General features: G+C 71.4%; 17 protein-coding genes and 1 pseudogene. 12 read left to right on the forward strand and 6 right to left on the reverse strand.

All coding sequences use genetic code 11. From position 1 onward, the window contains the following. Positions 1–134: 134 nt before the first annotated feature. The 9 genes and pseudogenes from ACT3TD_RS04160 to ACT3TD_RS04200 all read left to right on the forward strand — a co-directional run bounded on the left by ACT3TD_RS04160 (position 135) and on the right by ACT3TD_RS04200 (position 10,009). Entirely contained in the window at positions 135–3,299 is a 3,165-nt protein-coding gene (locus ACT3TD_RS04160; protein ID WP_444637970.1) for a bifunctional [glutamine synthetase] adenylyltransferase/[glutamine synthetase]-adenylyl-L-tyrosine phosphorylase, read from the forward strand. Positions 3,300–3,315: 16 nt separating this feature from the next. After that, positions 3,316–4,380 carry a FecCD family ABC transporter permease gene (locus tag ACT3TD_RS04165; protein ID WP_301443034.1) on the forward strand — a complete coding sequence of 355 codons (1,065 nt, stop codon included), beginning with the start codon at positions 3,316–3,318 and terminating at the stop codon, positions 4,378–4,380. After that, positions 4,377–5,192 carry a heme ABC transporter ATP-binding protein gene (locus ACT3TD_RS04170; RefSeq protein WP_441579301.1) on the forward strand — a complete coding sequence of 272 codons (816 nt, stop codon included), beginning with the start codon at positions 4,377–4,379 and terminating at the stop codon, positions 5,190–5,192. The genes ACT3TD_RS04165 and ACT3TD_RS04170 overlap by 4 nt, the downstream gene beginning before the upstream one ends. A 91-nt stretch (positions 5,193–5,283) precedes the next feature. Beyond that, positions 5,284–5,946 (forward strand): heme oxygenase (biliverdin-producing), encoded by a 663-nt coding sequence (locus ACT3TD_RS04175; RefSeq protein ID WP_441579300.1) that lies wholly within the window; start codon positions 5,284–5,286, stop codon positions 5,944–5,946. Between the two features lie 57 nt (positions 5,947–6,003). Beyond that, the gene (locus ACT3TD_RS04180; protein ID WP_301443031.1) at positions 6,004–6,708 is read left to right on the forward strand and encodes a hypothetical protein; all 705 of its coding nucleotides are present in this window, start codon (positions 6,004–6,006) and stop codon (positions 6,706–6,708) included. Further along, positions 6,705–7,088, forward strand: a pseudogene (locus ACT3TD_RS04185) (NUDIX hydrolase); the annotation flags it as partial. The gene ACT3TD_RS04180 and the pseudogene ACT3TD_RS04185, both read left to right, overlap by 4 nt. 42 nt (positions 7,089–7,130) lie before the next feature. After that, positions 7,131–7,919 (forward strand): fructosamine kinase family protein, encoded by a 789-nt coding sequence (locus ACT3TD_RS04190; RefSeq protein ID WP_301443037.1) that lies wholly within the window; start codon positions 7,131–7,133, stop codon positions 7,917–7,919. Between the two features lie 75 nt (positions 7,920–7,994). Beyond that, positions 7,995–8,456 (forward strand): PH domain-containing protein, encoded by a 462-nt coding sequence (locus tag ACT3TD_RS04195; protein WP_301443036.1) that lies wholly within the window; start codon positions 7,995–7,997, stop codon positions 8,454–8,456. After that, the gene (locus ACT3TD_RS04200) at positions 8,453–10,009 is read left to right on the forward strand and encodes a PH domain-containing protein (RefSeq protein ID WP_441579299.1); all 1,557 of its coding nucleotides are present in this window, start codon (positions 8,453–8,455) and stop codon (positions 10,007–10,009) included. Before ACT3TD_RS04195 ends, ACT3TD_RS04200 begins: the two co-directional genes overlap by 4 nt. On the opposite strand, the gene ACT3TD_RS04205 is transcribed toward ACT3TD_RS04200, so the two are convergent. Then, positions 9,936–11,276, reverse strand: a complete 1,341-nt coding sequence (locus tag ACT3TD_RS04205) for a hypothetical protein (RefSeq protein ID WP_301443029.1) — start codon at positions 11,274–11,276, stop codon at positions 9,936–9,938. The genes ACT3TD_RS04200 and ACT3TD_RS04205 overlap by 74 nt on opposite strands. A 96-nt stretch (positions 11,277–11,372) precedes the next feature. Between ACT3TD_RS04205 and ACT3TD_RS04210 the strand changes: the two genes are divergently transcribed. Further along, positions 11,373–12,116 carry a sulfite exporter TauE/SafE family protein gene (locus tag ACT3TD_RS04210; RefSeq protein ID WP_301444324.1) on the forward strand — a complete coding sequence of 248 codons (744 nt, stop codon included), beginning with the start codon at positions 11,373–11,375 and terminating at the stop codon, positions 12,114–12,116. 48 nt (positions 12,117–12,164) lie between these two features. Then, positions 12,165–13,529, forward strand: a complete 1,365-nt coding sequence (locus tag ACT3TD_RS04215) for an MFS transporter (protein ID WP_444614819.1) — start codon at positions 12,165–12,167, stop codon at positions 13,527–13,529. Here the strand turns inward: ACT3TD_RS04215 and moeB are convergent. From moeB to thiO, 4 genes are read right to left on the reverse strand one after another with little or no spacing between them, the layout of a single operon-like run. Beyond that, positions 13,523–14,695 (reverse strand): molybdopterin-synthase adenylyltransferase MoeB, encoded by a 1,173-nt coding sequence (gene moeB / locus ACT3TD_RS04220; RefSeq protein ID WP_301444214.1) that lies wholly within the window; start codon positions 14,693–14,695, stop codon positions 13,523–13,525. The genes ACT3TD_RS04215 and moeB overlap by 7 nt on opposite strands. An 8-nt stretch (positions 14,696–14,703) precedes the next feature. Then, a complete protein-coding gene (locus ACT3TD_RS04225) occupies positions 14,704–15,498 on the reverse strand; it encodes a thiazole synthase (protein ID WP_441579296.1) in 795 nt (264 codons plus the stop codon). A 7-nt stretch (positions 15,499–15,505) separates the two neighbouring features. Further along, complete coding sequence (gene thiS / locus ACT3TD_RS04230; protein WP_301444213.1) at positions 15,506–15,724, reverse strand: sulfur carrier protein ThiS; 219 nt, start codon at positions 15,722–15,724, stop codon at positions 15,506–15,508. Continuing rightward, positions 15,721–16,926: a glycine oxidase ThiO gene (gene thiO, locus ACT3TD_RS04235; RefSeq protein ID WP_441579295.1), complete on the reverse strand. Its 1,206-nt coding sequence runs from the start codon at positions 16,924–16,926 to the stop codon at positions 15,721–15,723. Before thiO ends, thiS begins: the two co-directional genes overlap by 4 nt. Before the next feature lie 125 nt (positions 16,927–17,051). Between thiO and thiE the strand changes: the two genes are divergently transcribed. Further along, on the forward strand, positions 17,052–17,747 hold the full coding sequence (gene thiE / locus ACT3TD_RS04240; protein WP_301443241.1) for a thiamine phosphate synthase: 696 nt from the start codon (positions 17,052–17,054) through the stop codon (positions 17,745–17,747). A 16-nt stretch (positions 17,748–17,763) separates the two neighbouring features. Here the strand turns inward: thiE and ACT3TD_RS04245 are convergent, their stop codons facing one another. Continuing rightward, positions 17,764–18,435 carry an NAD(P)H-binding protein gene (locus tag ACT3TD_RS04245; protein WP_301443240.1) on the reverse strand — a complete coding sequence of 224 codons (672 nt, stop codon included), beginning with the start codon at positions 18,433–18,435 and terminating at the stop codon, positions 17,764–17,766. Between the last annotated feature and the right edge of the window lie 130 nt (positions 18,436–18,565).

Genomic DNA, 18,565 nt, shown 5'->3' on the forward strand with positions numbered 1-18,565 from the left:
CGGGATCGGCACAGTGCCCACCTACCGGGACGGGCATCTATTACGATGGGGCGGAGTCCAGCGCTCGCGTACACGCCACAGCCCGGCCGTGACGGATCCCCGTCGAAGGCCGCATCCCAGGAGTTGAACACCCGGTGAATCAACCGCGTACCACCCGTCGTCGAGTTCCTTCCCCGGTGTCCCTGGGGCTGACCAGGCAGTCGGCTGCGGAGGACCTGACCAGGCTGGGGTGGGACGACGAGGACCACCGTGCGGTGTTGAGCGTCCTGTCGTCCACGGGGGATCCGGACCGGGCGTTGAACGCGGTGGTCCGGCTCGTCGAGACCCTCGACGAACAGGCGGATGCCCAGCACCCCTCGGCGGAACTGCTGTCGAAGATCGACACCGACCCGGACTTCCGTGTCCGGCTGCTTGCCCTGCTCGGCGGGTCGACGCTGCTCGGCGACCATGTGGTGGCCAACCCGGACATCTGGCCGGAGCTCGCCGGTGACCTGCCGGAGCGCGAGGAGATCATGGCCGCGCTCACCGATTCGGTGGGGGCCGAGCCGGTGGAGGGCCACGAGGGTGACTCCCTGCTGTTCCGCGCCACGGTGACCGGGGTGGACGCTGACCGTGCGATGCGCACGGCCTACCGCACCGTCCTCGCCCGGATCGCCGCGATCGACCTGGCGGACACCTTCAGTGGCACCGCGACCGGCCGCGAGTTCGGCCCCGAGCGCAAGAACACGGCGAAGAACGCGGCGAAGAAGAAGGCCTCGTCGGACGGCCTGTCGTTCGAGGTCCTCACCGAGCGCCTGGCGGACGCCGCGGACGCCGCACTGACCGCGGCATTGGCCGTCGCCACGGCCACGGTGTACCCCGAGGGGCCGGTGCCGGCGAAGTTGTCGGTGGTGGCGATGGGCAAGTGCGGTGCCCGGGAGCTGAACTACATCTCGGACGTGGACGTCATCTTCGTCGCCGAGCCGGCGGACGCGCAGACCACGCGCCTGGCCGGCGAGTTCATCAACATCGGTTGCCGGGTCTTCTTCGAGGTCGATGCGGCGCTGCGCCCCGAGGGCCGGCACGGTGCGTTGGTGCGCACCCTGGAGTCGCACGTGACGTACTACCGCCGGTGGGCGTCCACGTGGGAGTTCCAGGCGTTGCTGAAGGCCCGTCCGATGACCGGTGACCTGGACCTGGGCCGCGACTACGTGGAACAGTTGGCGCCGATGGTGTGGAGTGCCGCCGAGCGCGAGGACTTTGTGGCCGACGTGCAGGCGATGCGTCGTCGGGTGATCGACAACGTGCCGGACAACCTGCTTCCCCTGGAGCTCAAGCTCGGCCCCGGCGGGCTGCGGGACGTGGAGTTCGCCATCCAGCTGCTGCAGATGGTGCACGGGCGGGTGGACGAGTCGCTGCGCGTGCGCTCCACCGTCAAGGCACTCGGCGCGCTGGTGGACGGCGGGTACGTGGGCCGGGAGGACGGGCAGATCCTCATCAACTGCTACGAGTACATGCGTCTGCTGGAGCACCGGCTGCAGCTGCAACACCTGCGCCGCACGCACGCCCTGCCGGAACTCGACGACGAGGCCGGACGTCTGCGCCTGGCGCGCACGGCAGGGGTGCGCGGCGAGGGCCAGGAGAGTGCGGACGCGGCGTTGTCGGCGAAGGTGCGCAAGGTCAGCGGGCAGATCCGCCAGCTGCACAACAAGCTGTTCTACCGTCCGCTGCTGTCCTCGGTGGTGGCGATGCCGGTGGACGCGCTGCGTCTGACCCCGGAGGCCGCGCAGCGCCAGCTCGGCGCGCTGGGCTACCTGCACCCGTCGCGGGCGATGGACCACCTGTCGGCCCTGGCGTCGGGCACCACGCGCAAGGACCGGATCCAGGCGATGATCCTGCCGTCGTTGATGGAGTGGCTGTCGGACACCGTCGACCCGGACGCCGGCCTGCTGGCCTACCGTAAGCTCTCCGAGGCAGCGTTCGACCGGTCGTGGTTCCTGCGGCTGCTGCGTGACGAGAACGTGGTGGGCAAACGCCTGATGCGCATCCTCGGCACCTCCCCGTACATCGCGAACCTGTTCATCGCCTCCCCGGAGGCGGTGCGCATGCTCTCCGACGGGGCCAACGGCCCCAAACTGCTCGAGCAGGACGCCTCGATCATCAGCCACTCGCTCGTCGCCGCCGCCGGACGCCACCGCGACCCGGACGCGGCGAACGCCGTCGCCCGCTCGCTGCGTCGGGCGGAACTCGCCCGCATCGCCTCGGCGGACCTGCTCGGGCTGATCGACACCCCGGAGGTGTGCCGGTCGCTGTCGTTGATCTGGGACGCGGTGCTGGAGGCGGCGTTGCGCGCGGAGATCCGCGCGTGGGAGGACGAGAACCACGCCAACGCCCCGGCGCTGATCAGCGTGATCGGGATGGGACGTCTCGGCGGCGCGGAGCTGAGTTACGGCTCGGACGCCGACGTGATGTTCGTCTGCGAACCGGTCGAGGGGGAGAACGACCTCGATGCGGACGGCGACGGCGAGGCAGGCACCGATCAGGACGCGGTGACCTGGGCGAGCGGCATCGCCAAGCGGCTGCGCACCCGGCTGTCGCGTCCCTCCCAGGACCCGCCTCTGGAGGTCGACCTGAACCTGCGTCCGGAGGGACGCAGCGGGCCGACGGTGCGCACGCTGGAGTCCTACCGCGCCTACTACGAGCGCTGGGGTGAGACCTGGGAGTTCCAGGCGTTGCTGCGGGCCACGTGGATCGCCGGGGACAAGGACCTCGGCATCCGTTTCCTGCGTACCATCGACACCTTCCGCTACCCGGAGGGCGGAGCCGACCGCACCACGGTGCAGCAGGTGCGCCGGATGAAGGCCCGTGTGGACGGGGAGCGGCTGCCGCGCGGTGCGGACCGCTACACCCACACCAAGCTGGGCCGCGGCGGGCTGACGGACATCGAGTGGACCGTCCAGCTGCTCACCATGCAGAACTGCCACAAGATCGACAACCTGCACAACACCTCCACGTTGCAGGTCATCGAGGAGATCCGCATCGCCGGACTGCTCTCGGAGGCCGACGTCGACATCCTGCGCGACGCCTGGATCGTGGCGACCCGGGCACGGAACGCGATCATCCTCGCCGACGCCAAACGTCGTGACCAGTTGCCGGCCCCGGGCCCGCAGCTCGTCAACATCGCCGCGGCGGCGAACTGGGACCCGGAGGACTCCCAGGGCTTCCTCGACGACTACCTCAAGACCACGCGTCGGGCGCGCCGGGTGGTGGACCGGGTGTTCTGGGGCGAAGAGGTCACCGACGCCGAGTTCGGGGACTAGGGGAGACCGAGACAAGATGACAGACACTCTCGCCCGCCGCCGGGCGACGAGGTGGACCACGTTCAGTGTGCTCGTGGCCGCCCTCCTCGTCGTCGTGGTGGCAAACCTGGTGCTCGGGCAGTTCACGTTGACTCCCGGGCAGGTCTGGTCGGCGCTGGTGCACGGCCCCGGCGGGGCGTCCGGTGCGTCCGGCTCGTCGGTGGAGGACTCCCGGGCGGCCAGCGTGCTGTGGCAGATCCGTCTGCCGCGCATCGTGCTGTGCCTGTTCGTCGGCGCGGCGCTGGCGGTGGCGGGCACGTTGCTGCAGGGCCTGTTCGGCAACCCGCTGGCAGAACCCAGCGTGATCGGCGTGACCTCGGGCGCCGGGGTCGGCGCGGCCGCGGCGATCGTGCTGGACATCGCGGTGCTGGGGACGGCGACGGTGCCGCTGCTCGCCTTCGTCGCCGGTGTGCTCACCACCGTCGCGATCTACCGCCTGGCCTCGATCGACGGTGAGGTCAAGGTCCTGACCCTGATCCTCACCGGCATCGCGGTCAACGCCGTCGCCGGCGCGGCGATCTCCTTCCTGATCTTCCTGGCGCCGACGTCCTCGCGCGAGCAGGTGATCTTCTGGCAGATGGGCTCGCTCAACGGGGCCCAGTGGAACCAGGTCGCCTACGTGGCGCTGCCGGTGACGCTGTGCATCGTCGCCGCCGTACTCATCGCCGGACGCCTCGACGTGCTCAGCCTCGGCGAGCGCGCCGCCGGTCACGCCGGCGTGAACGTGCCGCTGATGCGGGTGGCGGTCATCGGGTTGTCGACGGCGCTGGCGGCGCTGGCGGTCAGCTTCGCCGGCATCATCGGCTTCGTCGGGCTCATCGTGCCGCACATCCTGCGGCAGGTGACCGGCCCGGCGAACCGGTGGCTGGTGCCGTTGTCGGCGTTGGGTGGCGCGGTGCTGCTGTTGCTGGCGGACCTGGCGTCGCGCACACTGATCGCCTTCGCCGACCTGCCCATCGGCATCTTCACTGCCCTGGTCGGCGGGCCGACGTTCTTCATCCTGCTGCGCAGGATGCTCAAGCGGGGAGGTGTGGTCGGATGAGTGGCGAGGTGCTCCTGTCCGCGCAGGACGTGGTGGTGTCGCTGGGTGGCCGCGACGCCACCGAGATCCTCCACGGGGTGGACCTGGAGGTGCACGCCGGCGAGGTCCTGGGACTGATCGGTCCGAACGGCGCCGGCAAGTCGACGCTGCTGGGGGTGCTGTCCGGTGACACCACACCGGTGTCCGGTGAGGTCCTGCTGGCCGGACGTCCCTACGCCGACTACCGCGGCCGGGAGGCCGCCCGGGTGCGTTCGGTGATGCTGCAGGACTCCCGGGTGTCCTTCGCCCACCTGGTGCGCGACGTGGTGGAGATGGGGCGCTCGGCCTGGTCAGGTGCGGCTGAGCCGGCGGAGGAGACCGCGCTGGTGGACGCGTGCCTGCAGGAGGTCGGCATGTTCGGCATGCAGGACCGGGACGTGACCACCCTGTCCGGTGGGGAGCGTGCCCGGGTGGCCTTCGCCCGCGTGATGGCGCAGCAGGCCCGGTGCATGATGCTGGACGAACCGACGGCGGCGATGGACATCGGCCACCAGGAGCGCACGATGCGTTCGGTGCGCCGGGTCGCCGCTGAAGGCGCTGCTGCAGGCGATCCCGGGGGAGTGGGTGTGATCGTGGTGCTGCACGACCTGAATCTCGCCGCCCGCTACTGCGACCGGCTGGCGTTGCTCAGCGACGGGCGGGTGGACGCCGTCGGCGCGCCGGGCGAGGTGTGCACCTCCGAGCGCTTGTCGCGGGTGTACGACTGGCCGGTCAGCGTGGACCGCGCGGGTGCGGAGCTGTGGATTAGGCCGACGGTTCCAACTTTCGGATGATCCGCGGTAAGGGTCTCCATTGTTAGCATTGCCTGTACACGTTGTTCATCGAATGCGAACGACCGAGGACAGGGACTGAACGGACACCATCATGACGACCAGCACCACCACGCTCTCCGAGCTGCTTCGCGAGGAGACCCGGCAGGCCCACGAGAACGCGGAGCACTCCGTGTTCATGGAGCGCCTGCTGGACGGGAGTCTGGGTGTCGGGGCGTTCGTGTCGTTCCAGGAGCAGGCGTACCTGTTCTACTCGGCCCTGGAGGACGCGGTGGAGGCCTGCTCGGGTGACTCCCGGCTCGGCGCCGTCGCGGACCGTCTGCTCGACCGCCGTGCGGTCCTGCAGGAGGACCTCCGTGCACTCGGAGGCACCGTGGACGCCGTCGCCCTGGAGGAGACGGCTGGGTATGTCGCCGAACTGCAGCGCATCGGCCGGGAGCGTGACGTCCCGGCACTCGTCGCCCACCACTACACCCGTTACCTGGGTGACCTGGCGGGCGGCCAGGTGATCGGCCGGCTCATGCAGCGCCACTACGGCGTGGATGGGTCGGCCCTCTCCTTCTACAGCTTCCCGCACATCGACAAGCCGAAGCGCTACCGCGACGCCTACCGCGAGGCGTTGGACGGCATGGAGCTGACCGACGCCGAGCGTGGTCACCTCCTCACTGCGGCGGGGGAGGCCTTCGCCTACAACTCGGGTGTCTTCGAGGGGCTGCGCAGGACGTTGTCCCCGCACTGGCCCGAGCACCTGGTTTAGGGTAGGCTCACGAAATATCGTTGTGATTGACCCGTCGGCCCCAGGAAGGTGAAGGACATGCAGCAGACTTCAAGTGCACGAATCGACGACCACGCGCTCGTCGGCTCGTCGGCCGCCGTCCACGCCTCCGAGGTGGCCGACCTGCTGGACGCCGCCGGTGACTCCGCGCTGGACTGCGTGGGACGTTCCTCGGTCTTCAGCCGCATGTCGGACGGCACCCTGCCGTTCGCCGGGCGCGCCGCCTACCTCGAGCAGCACTGGGAGGGTCTGCGGATCCTGCGTGCCGCACTGGGCGCCCCGGGTCTCGCCGTCGACCCGCTCGCCCTGGCTCCGATGCGTACCGCGCTGGCCGCTGTCACGGACAGTTTCGCCGTCGCCCTCGACCGCGCGCACGCCACGGCCCGCTGGCGCGACCGGCACGTGACCATGCCGTCGATGCTGCAGTTCCGCCGCCACATCGGTGAGCTGCAGGACGCCGGCGACACCCTCGGCCTGGTGGCGCACACCTACCTGCGGCTCACCCTGGCACGGGCGTGCCCCGGCCCGGCGGTCGACGAGTCCGCCGACCCCACCTCCCTGCAGGGCGTCTTCGACTCCCTGGTCGTCGACGAGGAATCGCTGGAGCTGCTGTCCGAGGAGCTCAGCGCGGCCCTGCTGCTGCTGATGCAGCACGGCTCCGACGTCTGCCGTGGCTACCACGAGCGGGACGCGGACAGCAGCTGCGCTGTCACGGTGTCCACGATCCGCCGCGCCCTGCAGTGAGCTCAGGCGGGACCACGAACGGGGACATCCGGGTCAGCGCCGTCGCCTTCGTCCGCCGCGCACCCGGTGCACCCGGTGGTCAAGAGGTCCTGACCGTCCGTAAGCAGGGCACCGACCTCCACCAGTACCCGGGCGGCAAACCCGAGCCGGGGGAGGACGCCGTCAGCGCCGCGGTCCGCGAGGTCGCCGAGGAGACCGGCATCGCCGTCGCGGCGTCCTGCCTGACACCGGTGGGCACCTTCACCGCCGAGGCGGCGAACGAGCGGGGACACTCGGTCACCGCGGACCTCTTCCTGCATGAGGGCGCACCGGGCGAGGTGGTCGACCCGGTCGTCGCCGCCGAGATCGCCGACGCCCGCTGGCTCCCGCTCGGCACCACCACGAACACACCGGACGACCCGGCCCACCGCCTCGCCCCGTTGATGTTCACCACCTTCCCGCAGCTCGCCGACACGCTGACCTTTACCAAACACAACCCGGGCCGCCCCGGTGAGTGGGAGCACGCCTGCCTGGACTGGCTCGGCGACGCCGCCGACCGCGGGGGAGTACCCGTGGCCGGGGTCGTGGGCACCGGTGGCGCGTCCGGCGAGGACCTGCTGCTGCAGCGGGTCGGGCAGGTCGCGCCGACGCCGGCGCACGCCGAGGAGTTCGGCCGCCGCCTGGCCGTGACCCACGCCTGCGGTGCGCCGTCCTTCGGCTCGGGGCCGGCCGGCTGGGACGGCCCCGGCTACCAGGGGCCCAACGACAACCTGCTCGAGCTGCCCCTGACCCCGCACGACCGGTGGGGCGCCTTCTACGCCGAGGTGGTGCTCGGGCCGCTGGAGCGTCGTGTGCCCGGCGGGATCCCCGGCACCGCGCGGCTGCTCGACCGGCTCACCGCCGGCGACTTCGACGATGATCGCCCGCCGGCCCGGCTGCACGGCGACCTGTGGTCGGGCAACGTGCTGTGGGGACGCGACGGGGCGGTGCTCATCGACCCGTCCGCCCACGGCGGCCACCCGCTGACCGACCTGGGGTTCCTCACCATGTTCGGCGCCCCGCACCTGGAGCGCGTCCTCGGCGCCTACGCGGAGGCCGCCGAGCTGGACGCCGGCTGGCGTGACCTCCTTGAGCTGCACCGCCTGCAGGCGCTCTACCTGCACGCCGCGGTCTTCGGCGGCGGCTACGTGTCGGAGGCCGCTGCAGGCGTACACCGTGCGCTGACCCTGTGACCTTGTGGGAGAATGAGGGCCATGACCACAGCCACTTCCTCCGGTGACATCACGCCGCTCTCCCCGCCCGACTCGATGAACCGGGTGGCCCCACGCTACGTGCCGGCCCGCTACGTCTGCGACCTCCCGTGGACGGTCATCCCGCTGGTCGCGGTCGTCGTCGGCGCGGTGCTCGCCTCCGACGGACTCGCCCTGACCCTGTGGATCATCGCCGCGGTCCTGGTGGCCGTCCTCTGCTGGCAGGTGTGGTTCATCCCCACCCAGGCCAGGCGGCGGCGCTGGTTGGAGACCGAGGACGAACTGCTGATCACCAAGGGACGGCTGTGGCGGACCTTCACCGTGGTGCCCTACGGGCGGATCCAGTACGTGGACGTCACCGCCGGGCCGGTCGACCGGCTCTTCGACCTGAAGAAGGTGAAGCTCAACACCGCCTCGTCCACCAGCGACTCCACCGTCGTCGGACTCACCGGTGCCGACGCCGACGCGCTGCGCGACCGGCTGTCCGTCGCCGCGCGCGAGAGGATGAGCGGACTGTGAGCACCCAGGCTGCGGTGGAAGAACCGGCGGGAGATCCGGAGGGAGACCGCTGGCGGCGCGTCCACCCGCTGAGTCCGCTGCTGCGCATGTGGGCCGTGCTGGTGGGTATCGCCGCCGTGCTGCTGGCACAGCAGGCCGAGACCCTGGGACGGTTGCGTGACCTGCTGGCGGACACCTCACTGCCCACCGCCCTGGTCGTCCTGGTGGCGGTGGTCGCGCTGCCGGTGGTGTTCTTCGTCGGCTGGGTGGTGTCCCTGCCGTGGTGGCGCGCCACCGGCTACCGCATCACCGACGAGGAGATCGCGGTCCGTCGCGGCGTGTTGTCCCGCCAGCTGCGCACGGCACGTTTCGACCGGGTCCAGGCCGTGGACGTGGTCGAGCCGCTGGCCCCGCGACTGTTCCGTCTGGCCGGGGTGCGGGTGGAGACCGCCGGCGGGTCGGACAGTTCGGTCAACGTGGAGTACCTGCCGCGGGCCGACGCCGAGACGTTGCGCGCCGACCTGCTGCACCTGGTCAACGGGACGCCGGAGGGCGCCGACGAGTTCCCGGAGCGCCACGACGGCCCCGCAACTGCGACTGCGACTGCGTCTGCGGGGTCGGGCGAGGACACCGCCCGGACCGTGGTGCCCACGATCCCGATCACCCGCTCGGTCGTGGCCGCGGCCCTGTCCGGGTCCTCGCTGCTGGTGGTGGTCGGTGTGGTCGTCTCGGTGGCGACCCCGGCCGGCGCGGCGGTCCTGCTGCCCGCGCTGGCGGGTGCGGTGCCGTGGTTCTGGGGTGTGCTCAACGCCAGCTGGCGGTTCACCGCGAAGCTCGACGGCGACATCCTCGGCATCACCTTCGGGTTGTCGGAACGTCGCAGTCAGTCGATCCCGCTGGGCCGGGTGCATGCCGTGGAGGTGTCGCAACCCCTGGTGTGGCGGCTGTTGGGCTGGTGGAAGGTACGGGTCGACGTCGCCGGCTACGGCAACGGTGAGGGCTCGAAGGGGTCCACCACCACGGTGCTGCCGGTGGGCGAACTGCCCGTGGCGCTGCACGTGCTCGAACTCCTCAGCCCGCTGTCGACTCCGGAGATCACCGCTGTCGCGCACCCGCAGGGCCGTCCCGACGGGCTCGACGGGGCGCAGGACGCGGCGTCCGGCGCCGGGGTGCGCACCTACCTCAGCCCGCCGTCTGCGAGGTGGGTCTCGCCGGTGGACCGCACCCGCCAGAGCGTCACGCTGGTCACAGACCCGTCCAGCACCCCGTCCAGCGACACGTCCCTGCACCGGGAGGGGCAGTTGCGTGCGGTGGTGTCGCACCGCGGACGGTTGCGCCGGGTGGTGTCGGTGATCTCCCCGGCGCACATCCAGGAGCTCACGCTGCGCAGCGGTCCGGTGCAGAAGGTCCTGGGCCTGGCCGGTGTGCGATTCGACCTGGTGCCCGGTCCGGTGATGATGGCCGGACGTGACCTCACCGACGTCGACGCGACCGACCTGGTCAGCCGGCTGCGCGCGCGGAGTCTGCCGGCGCCGGAGCGTCCTCGCTCCACCCGGGGTGCCCCGCAGGCCTGAGCGCCCACCAGGCGCAGGTCGCCGTGAGTACGAGGACGACCACGTTGCGCAAGGCCAGCACCACGGTGGCGGCGAAGTCCGGCGGGTTGGCGATCAACCAGTCGTAGAACACCGGGTACACCAGGGTGGTCAGCAGCGCGGCGACGAGGATCTCCACGGCGACAATGGTGCCGATGGTGCTGGTGGTGCTGCCGCCACCGGCCCGCCGGCTGACCAGCAGGGCCACCGCGGCGATCGGTGCGATCCACGCCAGGTACTGCGGGGAGAACACCTTGTTCGTCACGATGATGAGCATGATCAGCATCATCGCGAAGGTCACCGCCCGCCCGGGCGTCCAGTCGTCGCGCAGCAGGCGGCGCAGCGCCCACCCGAGCGCCAGCAGGATGCTCGCCGCGGTCAGCAGGGTCAGCACCGTCAGCGCCACCCCCACACCGGGTCCGGCGATCTCGTAGCTCTTCGAGCTGGCGTAGCTGACCGTCCAGGGGTTGGCGGACGACGACATCAGGTCGTGCAGGCCCGCGGCGAGCATGAACGGAGTGGCACCGATCGACTCGACCTGCAGGCCCCGGTCGCCCTGGTAGGTCAGCGGGGAAAGCAGCCGGTCCGTCCCGCCGAGGGCGACGACCAGCAGACACAGCACCACCAGCGAGGCGAGGAACCAGGCCACGCGCACCCAGGTGCCCGCCCGCCGGAACCCGCCGACCAGGGCGGCGCCGAGAACCCCGGGCCACAGCTTCATCATCGTGGCCACCGCGAGCAGCACCGTGGCCAGACGCGAGTAGCGGGCGCCGGCGAAGAGCATGGCGGCGAAACCCGCGACGAGGATGCCGGGGAAGATGTCCAGCCTGGTCAGGAAGATCGGTCCGGACCCGGCGGCGAACAGGATCCAGAACCAGGCGGGCCACACCGTGCCCCGCGGTGTGCCCGCCCGCCACAGGTACACCGTGAATAACGCCGAGACCAGCAGCGACAGGACGACGAAGCCGACGACGAAGGCGTCCTGCGAGGGGGTGAGCCACTCGACGATCCGGGCCGGCCACGTGCCGACCTCGGGGTACTCGTCCATCGCGGTGGGGTCGAGACCGGCGAGGCCGGAGTGGTAGTAGCGCACGTCGCCGGTGGACGTCCCGGCCACCGCGATCCACACCACGGCGATGAGGTGGGCGAGCACCCAGCCGACGGCGGCGGTGGCCGGGCGGGACAGTCGGCGGTGCCGGGCGGCGGCCGACTCAGGAGGCGTGGGTGTCTCGGGGCGGGGTGAACTCACAGCAGGGATCTTATCGTAGGCCGCGTACGGTCCCCGGCGCCGACGGGGTGGGGCCGGTGCCGGGCGGGGGCCCCGCAAGGGTATAAATTATCCTGAATGGAACTTATCCTTCTTGTCTTCGTGGCGGTCCTCGTGGGGGCGTGCATGCAGCGGGTCTCCGGCATGGGGGTCGGACTGGTCGGTGGGCCGGTGCTCAGCATCACCCTCGGTCCGGTCGAGGGGATCATGGTGATCAACGTGATCGCCGCGGTCAACGCCGCGATGTCCACGGTCACCGTGCGCCGCGACATCGACTGGGGGAAGTTCGCCCTGATCGGCTCGGTGATGGTCGTCGGGGCCGTGCCGGGGGCCTGGCTCATCCACGTGATCTCCCCGGCGGTCCTGCAGATCGTCGTCGGTGCACTGCTGCTGGTCGCCCTGGGGATCACCACCTTCGGCAAGCGCTACATCCCGCCGATGTCCGGGAGACTGCCCGCCGCGATCTCCGGGATCGTCGGCGGGTTCAGCAACACCCTCGCCGGTGTCGCCGGCCCGGTGATCACGGTCTACGCCCAGGCGTCGCGCTGGGACCAGCGCACCTTCTCCGCCACGCTGCAGCCCCTGTTCATCGTCTCCGGGGTGGTCAGCTTCGCCATCAAGGTAGCCACCGGCGCCGGCGACATCTCCGGCACGCCGTGGGGGATCTGGCCGGCGGCGTTGGTGGCGATGGTCATCGGCATCGCCGCGGGCATGGTCTTCGCCCGGCGGATCGAGAGGGAGAAGGCCCGCGTGCTGGCCGTCACGATCGCCTCGCTGGGCGCGGCCACCGTGCTCGTCCGCGGTGTGATGGCCCTGGCCTGACGGGGGCACGGCCCCCCTCAGGGCCACGGTGGTCTAAGGTGGGCACACGTGCGCGATTCAACTGCAGAAGCAACTGTCCCGTCCGGACGGCTGAGCCGACGGGCGTTGGTTGTCTGGTTCGCCGCGGTCATCGCCTACATCCTCGCGATCACCGGGCGCACCTCCCTGGGTGTCGCCGGTGTCGAGGCCATGGACCAGTTCCACATCGACGCCTCCCGGCTGGCCGTGTTCACCTCCGTGCAGCTCGGGGTCTACGCCTGCGCCCAGATCCCGATGGGCATGCTCATCGACCGCTTCGGTGCCCGCCGCATGCTTGTCGTCGGCGCGCTGATGATGGGTCTCGGTCAGGTGCTGCTCGGGCTGACCACGTCCTATCCGGTGGCGATCGTCGCCCGGGTGATCATCGGGTCGGCGGACGCCACTGCGTTCCTGTCGGTGATGAGGATCCTGCCCGCCTGGATCCCGCCGCGTGAGGCCCCGGTGTTCACCCAGCTCACCGGTGGGCTCGGCTACATCGGCCAGTTCATGTCCGCCGTGCCGTTCTCGATGCTGCTGCACGCCTACGGCTGGTCCCCGGCGTTCCTGTCGCTGGGGGCGGGAAGTGTGCTGGTGGCGCTGCTGGCGTGGGTGGCGGTGGCGGACTCCCCGTTCCCGGACCGCACGCTCACGGACGCAGGGAAGGACCGGGGGACGGACCGGGGGCGGGACGAGCGGCGCGGGATCCGGGCCACGTTGGCCTTCGTGGTCCGCCAGCCCGCCTGCTGGCTCGGCTTCTTCATCCACTTCACGCTGATGAGCCAGGTCGTCTTCACCCTGCTGTGGGGAGTGCCCCTGATGACGTTGGGCATGGGCCTGAGCGGGTCGCAGGCCTCGGGGATCCTGGTGCTCAACATGGTCGTCAGCGTTGTCCTGGGCCCGGTGATGGGCGTGATCTCGGGGCGGGCCAGGCGCCGACGCCCCGAGGTCACCCTGGTCGCCACGCTGATCGTGGCGACGACCTGGGCGGTGTTCTTCATGTCCCCGGACCCGCGTGGTCTGGTGGCCGTCGCGGTGGTCAACGTCATCGTGCCGGGGCTGGCCCCGGTGGCGAACTACGGTTTCGACACCGTGCGTGAGGAGGTCGACCGCAGGTTCACCGCCACGGCGACGGGCCTGTCGAACATGGGCGGCTTCCTCGCGGCGATGGTCGCGGCCCAGGCCGCCGGGCTGGTGCTGGACGCGGTCTCCGACGGCGGGGACTACACCTGGGGCGACTTCCGCCTCGCCTGGTGCGCCCTCGGGGTGGTCTGGGTGTTCGGCATCGTGGGCCTGCTGGTCAGCAGGGTGAAGATGCAACGCTGGCGTGACCGGACTGCCGCAGCCACTGCCACTGCCACAGCCACAGCCGATAGCGCGGACGAGGCTGCTCAGTAGGTCGGCAGCCCCGGGTGCAGGACACGCACCCACTCCAGGACGCCGCCGTCCAGGTGCGTCACGGACTCCTCACGTCCGGCGAAGGAGGACGCCACGGCGTCCACCGCCAGTGCCGAGCGCGCCCCGGAACGGCAGTGGAAGATCACGTCCCGCCCGCCGACGCCGTCCGGCAGGGCGTCGGCACCGGCCTGCTGCAGGGCGGCCAGGGGGACGGCCCGCGCCCCGGGGATCGACACGATGTCGCGCTCCCAGTCCTCGCGCACGTCCACCAGCACCGCGCCGGACCGCAGCCGGGCGTCCAGCTCGTCGACCGACACCGTCGCAGCCACAGCGGGTCCGGGCCCGGGTGAGCACGCCTGCGTCATGTCCTGCACCGAGGTGACCAGGGGTGCCTCGGGGTCGGGGAGGACACGCAGCTCACGGAAGCTCATCGCCAGCGCATCGTGCAGCAGCACCCGTCCGTACAGTGGCTCACCGCACCCGGTGACTAGCTTCACCACCTCGGACGCCATCAACGACCCCAGCGTGCCGGGCAGTGCCCCGACAACCCCACCGGCGGCGCAACTGGGCACCGATCCGGGCGGGGGAGGGTCCGGGTGCAGGTCACGGTAGGTGATCCCGTCGTGCGAGGGGCCCGACCAGAACACCGACACCCGGCCCTCGAAGCGCAGCACCGAGCCCCACACGCACGGGGTGGAGGTCAGGGTGCAGGCGTCGGAGACCAGGTAGCGGGTGGCGAAGTTGTCGGCACCGTCGACGACGAGGTCGTAGCCGCCGACCAGCTCCACGGCTTGTGCGGCCCCCAGGCGCATTCCGTGTCGTTCCACGGTGACCAGCGGGTTGATCCCGGCCACGGCGTCGGCGGCGGAGTCGACCTTGGGTTCACCGACAGCATCGATGCGGTGCACGACCTGGCGTTGCAGGTTGCTGACCTCCACCACGTCGTCGTCCACGATGCCCAGGGTGCCCACCCCGGCGGCGGCGAGGTACTGCAGCACCGGCGAGCCCAGCCCGCCGGCGCCGACGACGAGCACCCGGGCCGCCTTGAGCCGACGCTGCCCGGTCACCCCGATCTCCGGCAGGCTCAGGTGCCGGGCGTAGCGCGCGGACTCCTGCGCGGTGAGCTGCGGACCCGGTTCGACGAGGGGATTCGGGAGAGGTTTCACAGGGGGATTCACTGCACTCCCGCCGGGTCGATCAGCCCGTCCTGCGGGGAGGACGCCACCGCGCCGCGCGCCCACGGGCGCCGTGGGATGCGTCCGGCGCCGCGGGCGAGGCGCCCGGCCTCCACGGCGTGGCGCATGGCCAGGGCCATCGCCGCCGGGTCCTGCGCGCGGGTCACCGCGCTGGCCAGCAGCACCCCGTCGCAGCCGAGCTCCATGGCCAGCGTCGCGTCGGAGGCGGTGCCCACCCCGGCGTCGAGGATCACCGGTACGGTGGCGTTTTCGCAGATCATGGCGATGTTGTGCGGGTTGAGCACCCCCAGGCCCGTGCCGATCGGCGAGCCCAGCGGCATCACCGCGACCGCCCCGGCGGACTCCAGGGTGCGGGCCACCACCGGGTCGTCGGAGGTGTAGGCGTAGACCTCGAAACCGTCGGCGGTGAGTTGTTCGGTGGCGTCGACGAGTTCCACGACGTCGGGCAGCAGGGTGCGGTCGTCGGCGAGGATCTCCAGCTTCACCCGGTTCGTGCCGAGCGCCTCTCGTCCCAGGCGGGCGGTGAGCAGGGCGTCGCGGGTGGTGTAGCAGCCGGCGGTGTTCGGCAGCACGTCGATGCCCAGGCGGGACAGCAGCCCGAACAGGGAGGTGCCGGTGGTGGGGTCGAAGCGGCGCAGGGCGACGGTGGTCATCGTCGTGCCGGACGCGGTGAGCGCGTCCTCCAGCACCTCCAGGGAGGTCGCCCCGCCGGTGCCGGTGATCAGGCGGGAGCCCAGGGTGCTCGAGCCGATGGTTAGTGCGTCGGTGTTCACGGTGCGCCTAGCCTCCCTGCATCGCGGTGATGATCTCGACCTGCGCGCCGTCGGGCGTCACGGTGCTGGCCCAGCGGCTGCGCGGCACGATGCCGGAGTCCAGGGCCACGGCCACGCCGAGCTGGTCGGAGTCCGGGTCCTGTCCGGTGACGTCGGAGACGACGTCGCTGACCGTGGTCTGCGGGTCCACGCTGCGCGGCGTGCCGTTGACGGTGATCTGGTTCATGGTTGGTCCAGGGTCCTTTCCAGGGAGGTGGTGGCGAGCAGGGAGGTGTCGGCAGGATCCGCAGAGCCGGCAGAGTCGCTGACGAGCGCGCCGACGAGCCGGGCGCTCACCGGCGCCAGCAGCACCCCGTGACGCGAGTGGCCGGTGCACACCAGCACCCCGTCCACCGCACCGTCGTCTCCGGGCACCGGGCCCAGGTAGGGGATGTCGTCGGGGGTGCCGGGCCGGGCGCGGGCGAGCATCTCGGTGAGCTCCAGGTCGGCGGCACCGGGCACCAGGATCTGCGCGTCGCGCAGCAGCTGGTGGGCGCCCTCGAGGGAGACGCCGTCGAAGCCGTCCTCGCGTTCGGTCGCCCCGATCACCATGCCCCCGTCCTGCCGGGGCACGAGGTAGACCGGCCGGCCGTCCACGAGGCCGCGCACGGTGCGTTCCAGCAGTGCAGGACGCCCCGGGCGCAGGCGGGCGCGCAGGATGTCGCCGTGCACCGGGCGCAGCGCGACGCGTGCCGCCTCCGGCAGCCCGCCGATGTCGGACAGGGCGAGACCGGGGCTCAGCACGGTGGTGTCGGCGTGCAGGCGGGTGCCGTCGTCGAGCAGCACCCCCGTCACGGCCCCGCTACCGTCCTCACGCAGGACGGTCCGGACGCGGCCACGGTGCAGCGTTCCCGCCGGGCCCGGGACGCCGGGCGCGCCGCTCGCGCCGTTCGGCGCCGTGAGCGCCTCCAGGAGGGCGTCCACCAGCATGCGCGGGTCGACCTGGTGGTCGTCGGCGAGCAGGAACGCCCCGGCGATCCCCGGAGACAGCGCAGGCTCCAGCCGCCGGGCCTGCCGCACGGTGAGCTGCTCCACCGACATGCCCCCGGCACGCTGCACCTCGGCAAGGTCGGACAACGCCGCCACGTCACCGCGCGTGGCACCCACCCCCAGCGTGGCAGTGGCGCGGTAACCCACCGGGTGGCCCACGGCGTCCTCCAGCCCGGCGATGAACTCCGGGTAGGCGGCGGCGGAGGCGAGCATCAGCGGGCGGATCCGGTCGTGGCCGTGCACGACCTCGCTGACCGCGGCGAGCATGCCGGCGGCGGCACGGCTGGCGCCGGACCCCGGGGCGGGGTCGACGACGGTGACGGTGTGTCCGGCCTGCCGTAGCGACCAGGCCGTACTCAGCCCGATCACCCCGGCGCCGACGACAAGAATGTCGGGCATCTGCGTTCTGTTCCTCCGGCGGCATGATCCGCATCAGGTGTGAACGGTCGACCGGTGTGCCCCGGTCCTCTCAGCCCCGGCGTCGGGGGCTCCCGTCGTTCGCTTAACGACTACCATCACACCACATGGACCCGCAGCAGCGCACGAACGACCCCGCCACGACAGGCTCCCGACGTCGCAGCCGACTGCAGGACGCCTCGCTCTACCTGTGCACCACGGCGCGCCGGGAGCAGGGCGACCTGGAGGACTTCCTGCACGCCGCCTTCGACGGGGGCGTGGACATCGTGCAGATCCGTGACCGTTCGGTCAGTACCAGCGAGGAGATTGCCGCGCTGCAGGTGCTGTCCGGCGTCGCCGCCGAGCACGACGGACTCGTCGCCGTCAACGACCGGGCGGACGTCGCGGTCCTGGTGGGGGCGGACGTACTGCACGTCGGGCAGGACGACCTGAGCGTCGCGCAGGCGCGGCGGATCGTGGGGCCCGACGTGCTGGTGGGCCTGTCGACCCACTCGGCCGAGCAGGCGAGGGCGGCGATGCGGGACGACGCACTGGACTACTTCTGCACCGGCCCGGTGTGGGAGACCCCGACGAAGCCGGGGCGGACCGCCACCGGCCTGGAACTGGTGACCCGTACCGCGGAGATGCTCGACGCGGCCGGGAGCACGAAACCCTGGTTCACCATCGGCGGGGTCAACGAGGCGACCCTGCCGGCGGTCGTCGCGGCCGGGGGACGCCGCGCGGTGGTCGTGCGTGGGGTGACCACCGCCGACGACCCGCGGGCCGCGGCGGCGGGGCTCAAGGGGATCCTGCGGGGCCCCTGAGCGGAGGTGCGGCGAGTTAGAGCTCGCTGACGGGGCGCTCGCCGTCGACGAACTCGACGGTGCGCTGACCGGACACGGTGTCGCGTCCGGCGAACTCCACCACGGCGTCGGCGACGAGTTCACGCGCGGTGTGCGAGTCGGCGCGGTCCAGGTCGGCGGTGACCGGGGCGAAGCCGCCGGCCGGCTCCTCGGTGAGCGCGGCCGGGCCGAGGATCACGTAGTCCAGGCCCTCGGTGGCGACGAGGCGGTCGTCGACGGTCTTCTTCGAGTCCGCGTAGGCGAAGAAGTCGTCGCTCTCCGGCACGGTGTGGTTGCGCGCACCGGCGTAGGAGACGTTGATGTAGCGGGGCGTGGTACCGGCGTCGCCGGAGTCACGCAGCCGCTCGAGGGAGTCGATGACGGCCAGGGCGGCGTCGCGGTCGACCGCGTAGGTCACGTCCTGACCTGCCCGGCCACCGTTGCCGGCGGTCCACACCACCACGTCGAAGCCTGCGAGTACGTCGTCCCACTGTGCCGGGGTGAGGGCGGTGACGTCCTTGACCAGGGCGGAGGCGCCGAGCGACTCGATCTCCGCGGTCTGGTCGGGGTTGCGGATGAGGGACGTGACCTCGAAGCCGTCCTTGACGAGTTTCGGTGCTGCCAGCAGTCCGACCTTGCCGTGCCCGCCGATGATGAGAATGTTCGTCATGTTGTGCCTCCTGTTGGTGTGGTGTGACGGTGCCGTCTCTGGTCGCCGTCCCTCCCCACAACAGGTGGACCGTGCGGTCTATTCCGGATGCGCCGTCTGCTTCGTCTCCGCGTGTGGTCGCGGGCGTAGT

The sequence above is a fragment of the Corynebacterium sp. AOP36-E1-14 genome (assembly GCF_052377495.1).
GTDB lineage: Bacteria > Actinomycetota > Actinomycetes > Mycobacteriales > Mycobacteriaceae > Corynebacterium.

Excerpts from the sequence above, each read along its gene's own strand:
- thiE (WP_301443241.1), top strand. The coding sequence starts at position 17,052 with ATGGACCCGCAGCAGCGCACGAACGACCCCGCCACGACAGGCTCCCGA.
- ACT3TD_RS04180 (WP_301443031.1), top strand. The coding sequence starts at position 6,004 with ATGCAGCAGACTTCAAGTGCACGAATCGACGACCACGCGCTCGTCGGC.
- ACT3TD_RS04245 (WP_301443240.1), bottom strand. The coding sequence starts at position 18,435 with ATGACGAACATTCTCATCATCGGCGGGCACGGCAAGGTCGGACTGCTG.
- ACT3TD_RS04170 (WP_441579301.1), top strand. The coding sequence starts at position 4,377 with ATGAGTGGCGAGGTGCTCCTGTCCGCGCAGGACGTGGTGGTGTCGCTG.
- ACT3TD_RS04165 (WP_301443034.1), top strand. The coding sequence starts at position 3,316 with ATGACAGACACTCTCGCCCGCCGCCGGGCGACGAGGTGGACCACGTTC.
- thiS (WP_301444213.1), bottom strand. The coding sequence starts at position 15,724 with ATGAACCAGATCACCGTCAACGGCACGCCGCGCAGCGTGGACCCGCAG.
- ACT3TD_RS04210 (WP_301444324.1), top strand. The coding sequence starts at position 11,373 with ATGGAACTTATCCTTCTTGTCTTCGTGGCGGTCCTCGTGGGGGCGTGC.
- thiO (WP_441579295.1), bottom strand. The coding sequence starts at position 16,926 with ATGCCCGACATTCTTGTCGTCGGCGCCGGGGTGATCGGGCTGAGTACG.
- ACT3TD_RS04195 (WP_301443036.1), top strand. The coding sequence starts at position 7,995 with ATGAACCGGGTGGCCCCACGCTACGTGCCGGCCCGCTACGTCTGCGAC.
- ACT3TD_RS04175 (WP_441579300.1), top strand. The coding sequence starts at position 5,284 with ATGACGACCAGCACCACCACGCTCTCCGAGCTGCTTCGCGAGGAGACC.
- ACT3TD_RS04190 (WP_301443037.1), top strand. The coding sequence starts at position 7,131 with ATGTTCACCACCTTCCCGCAGCTCGCCGACACGCTGACCTTTACCAAA.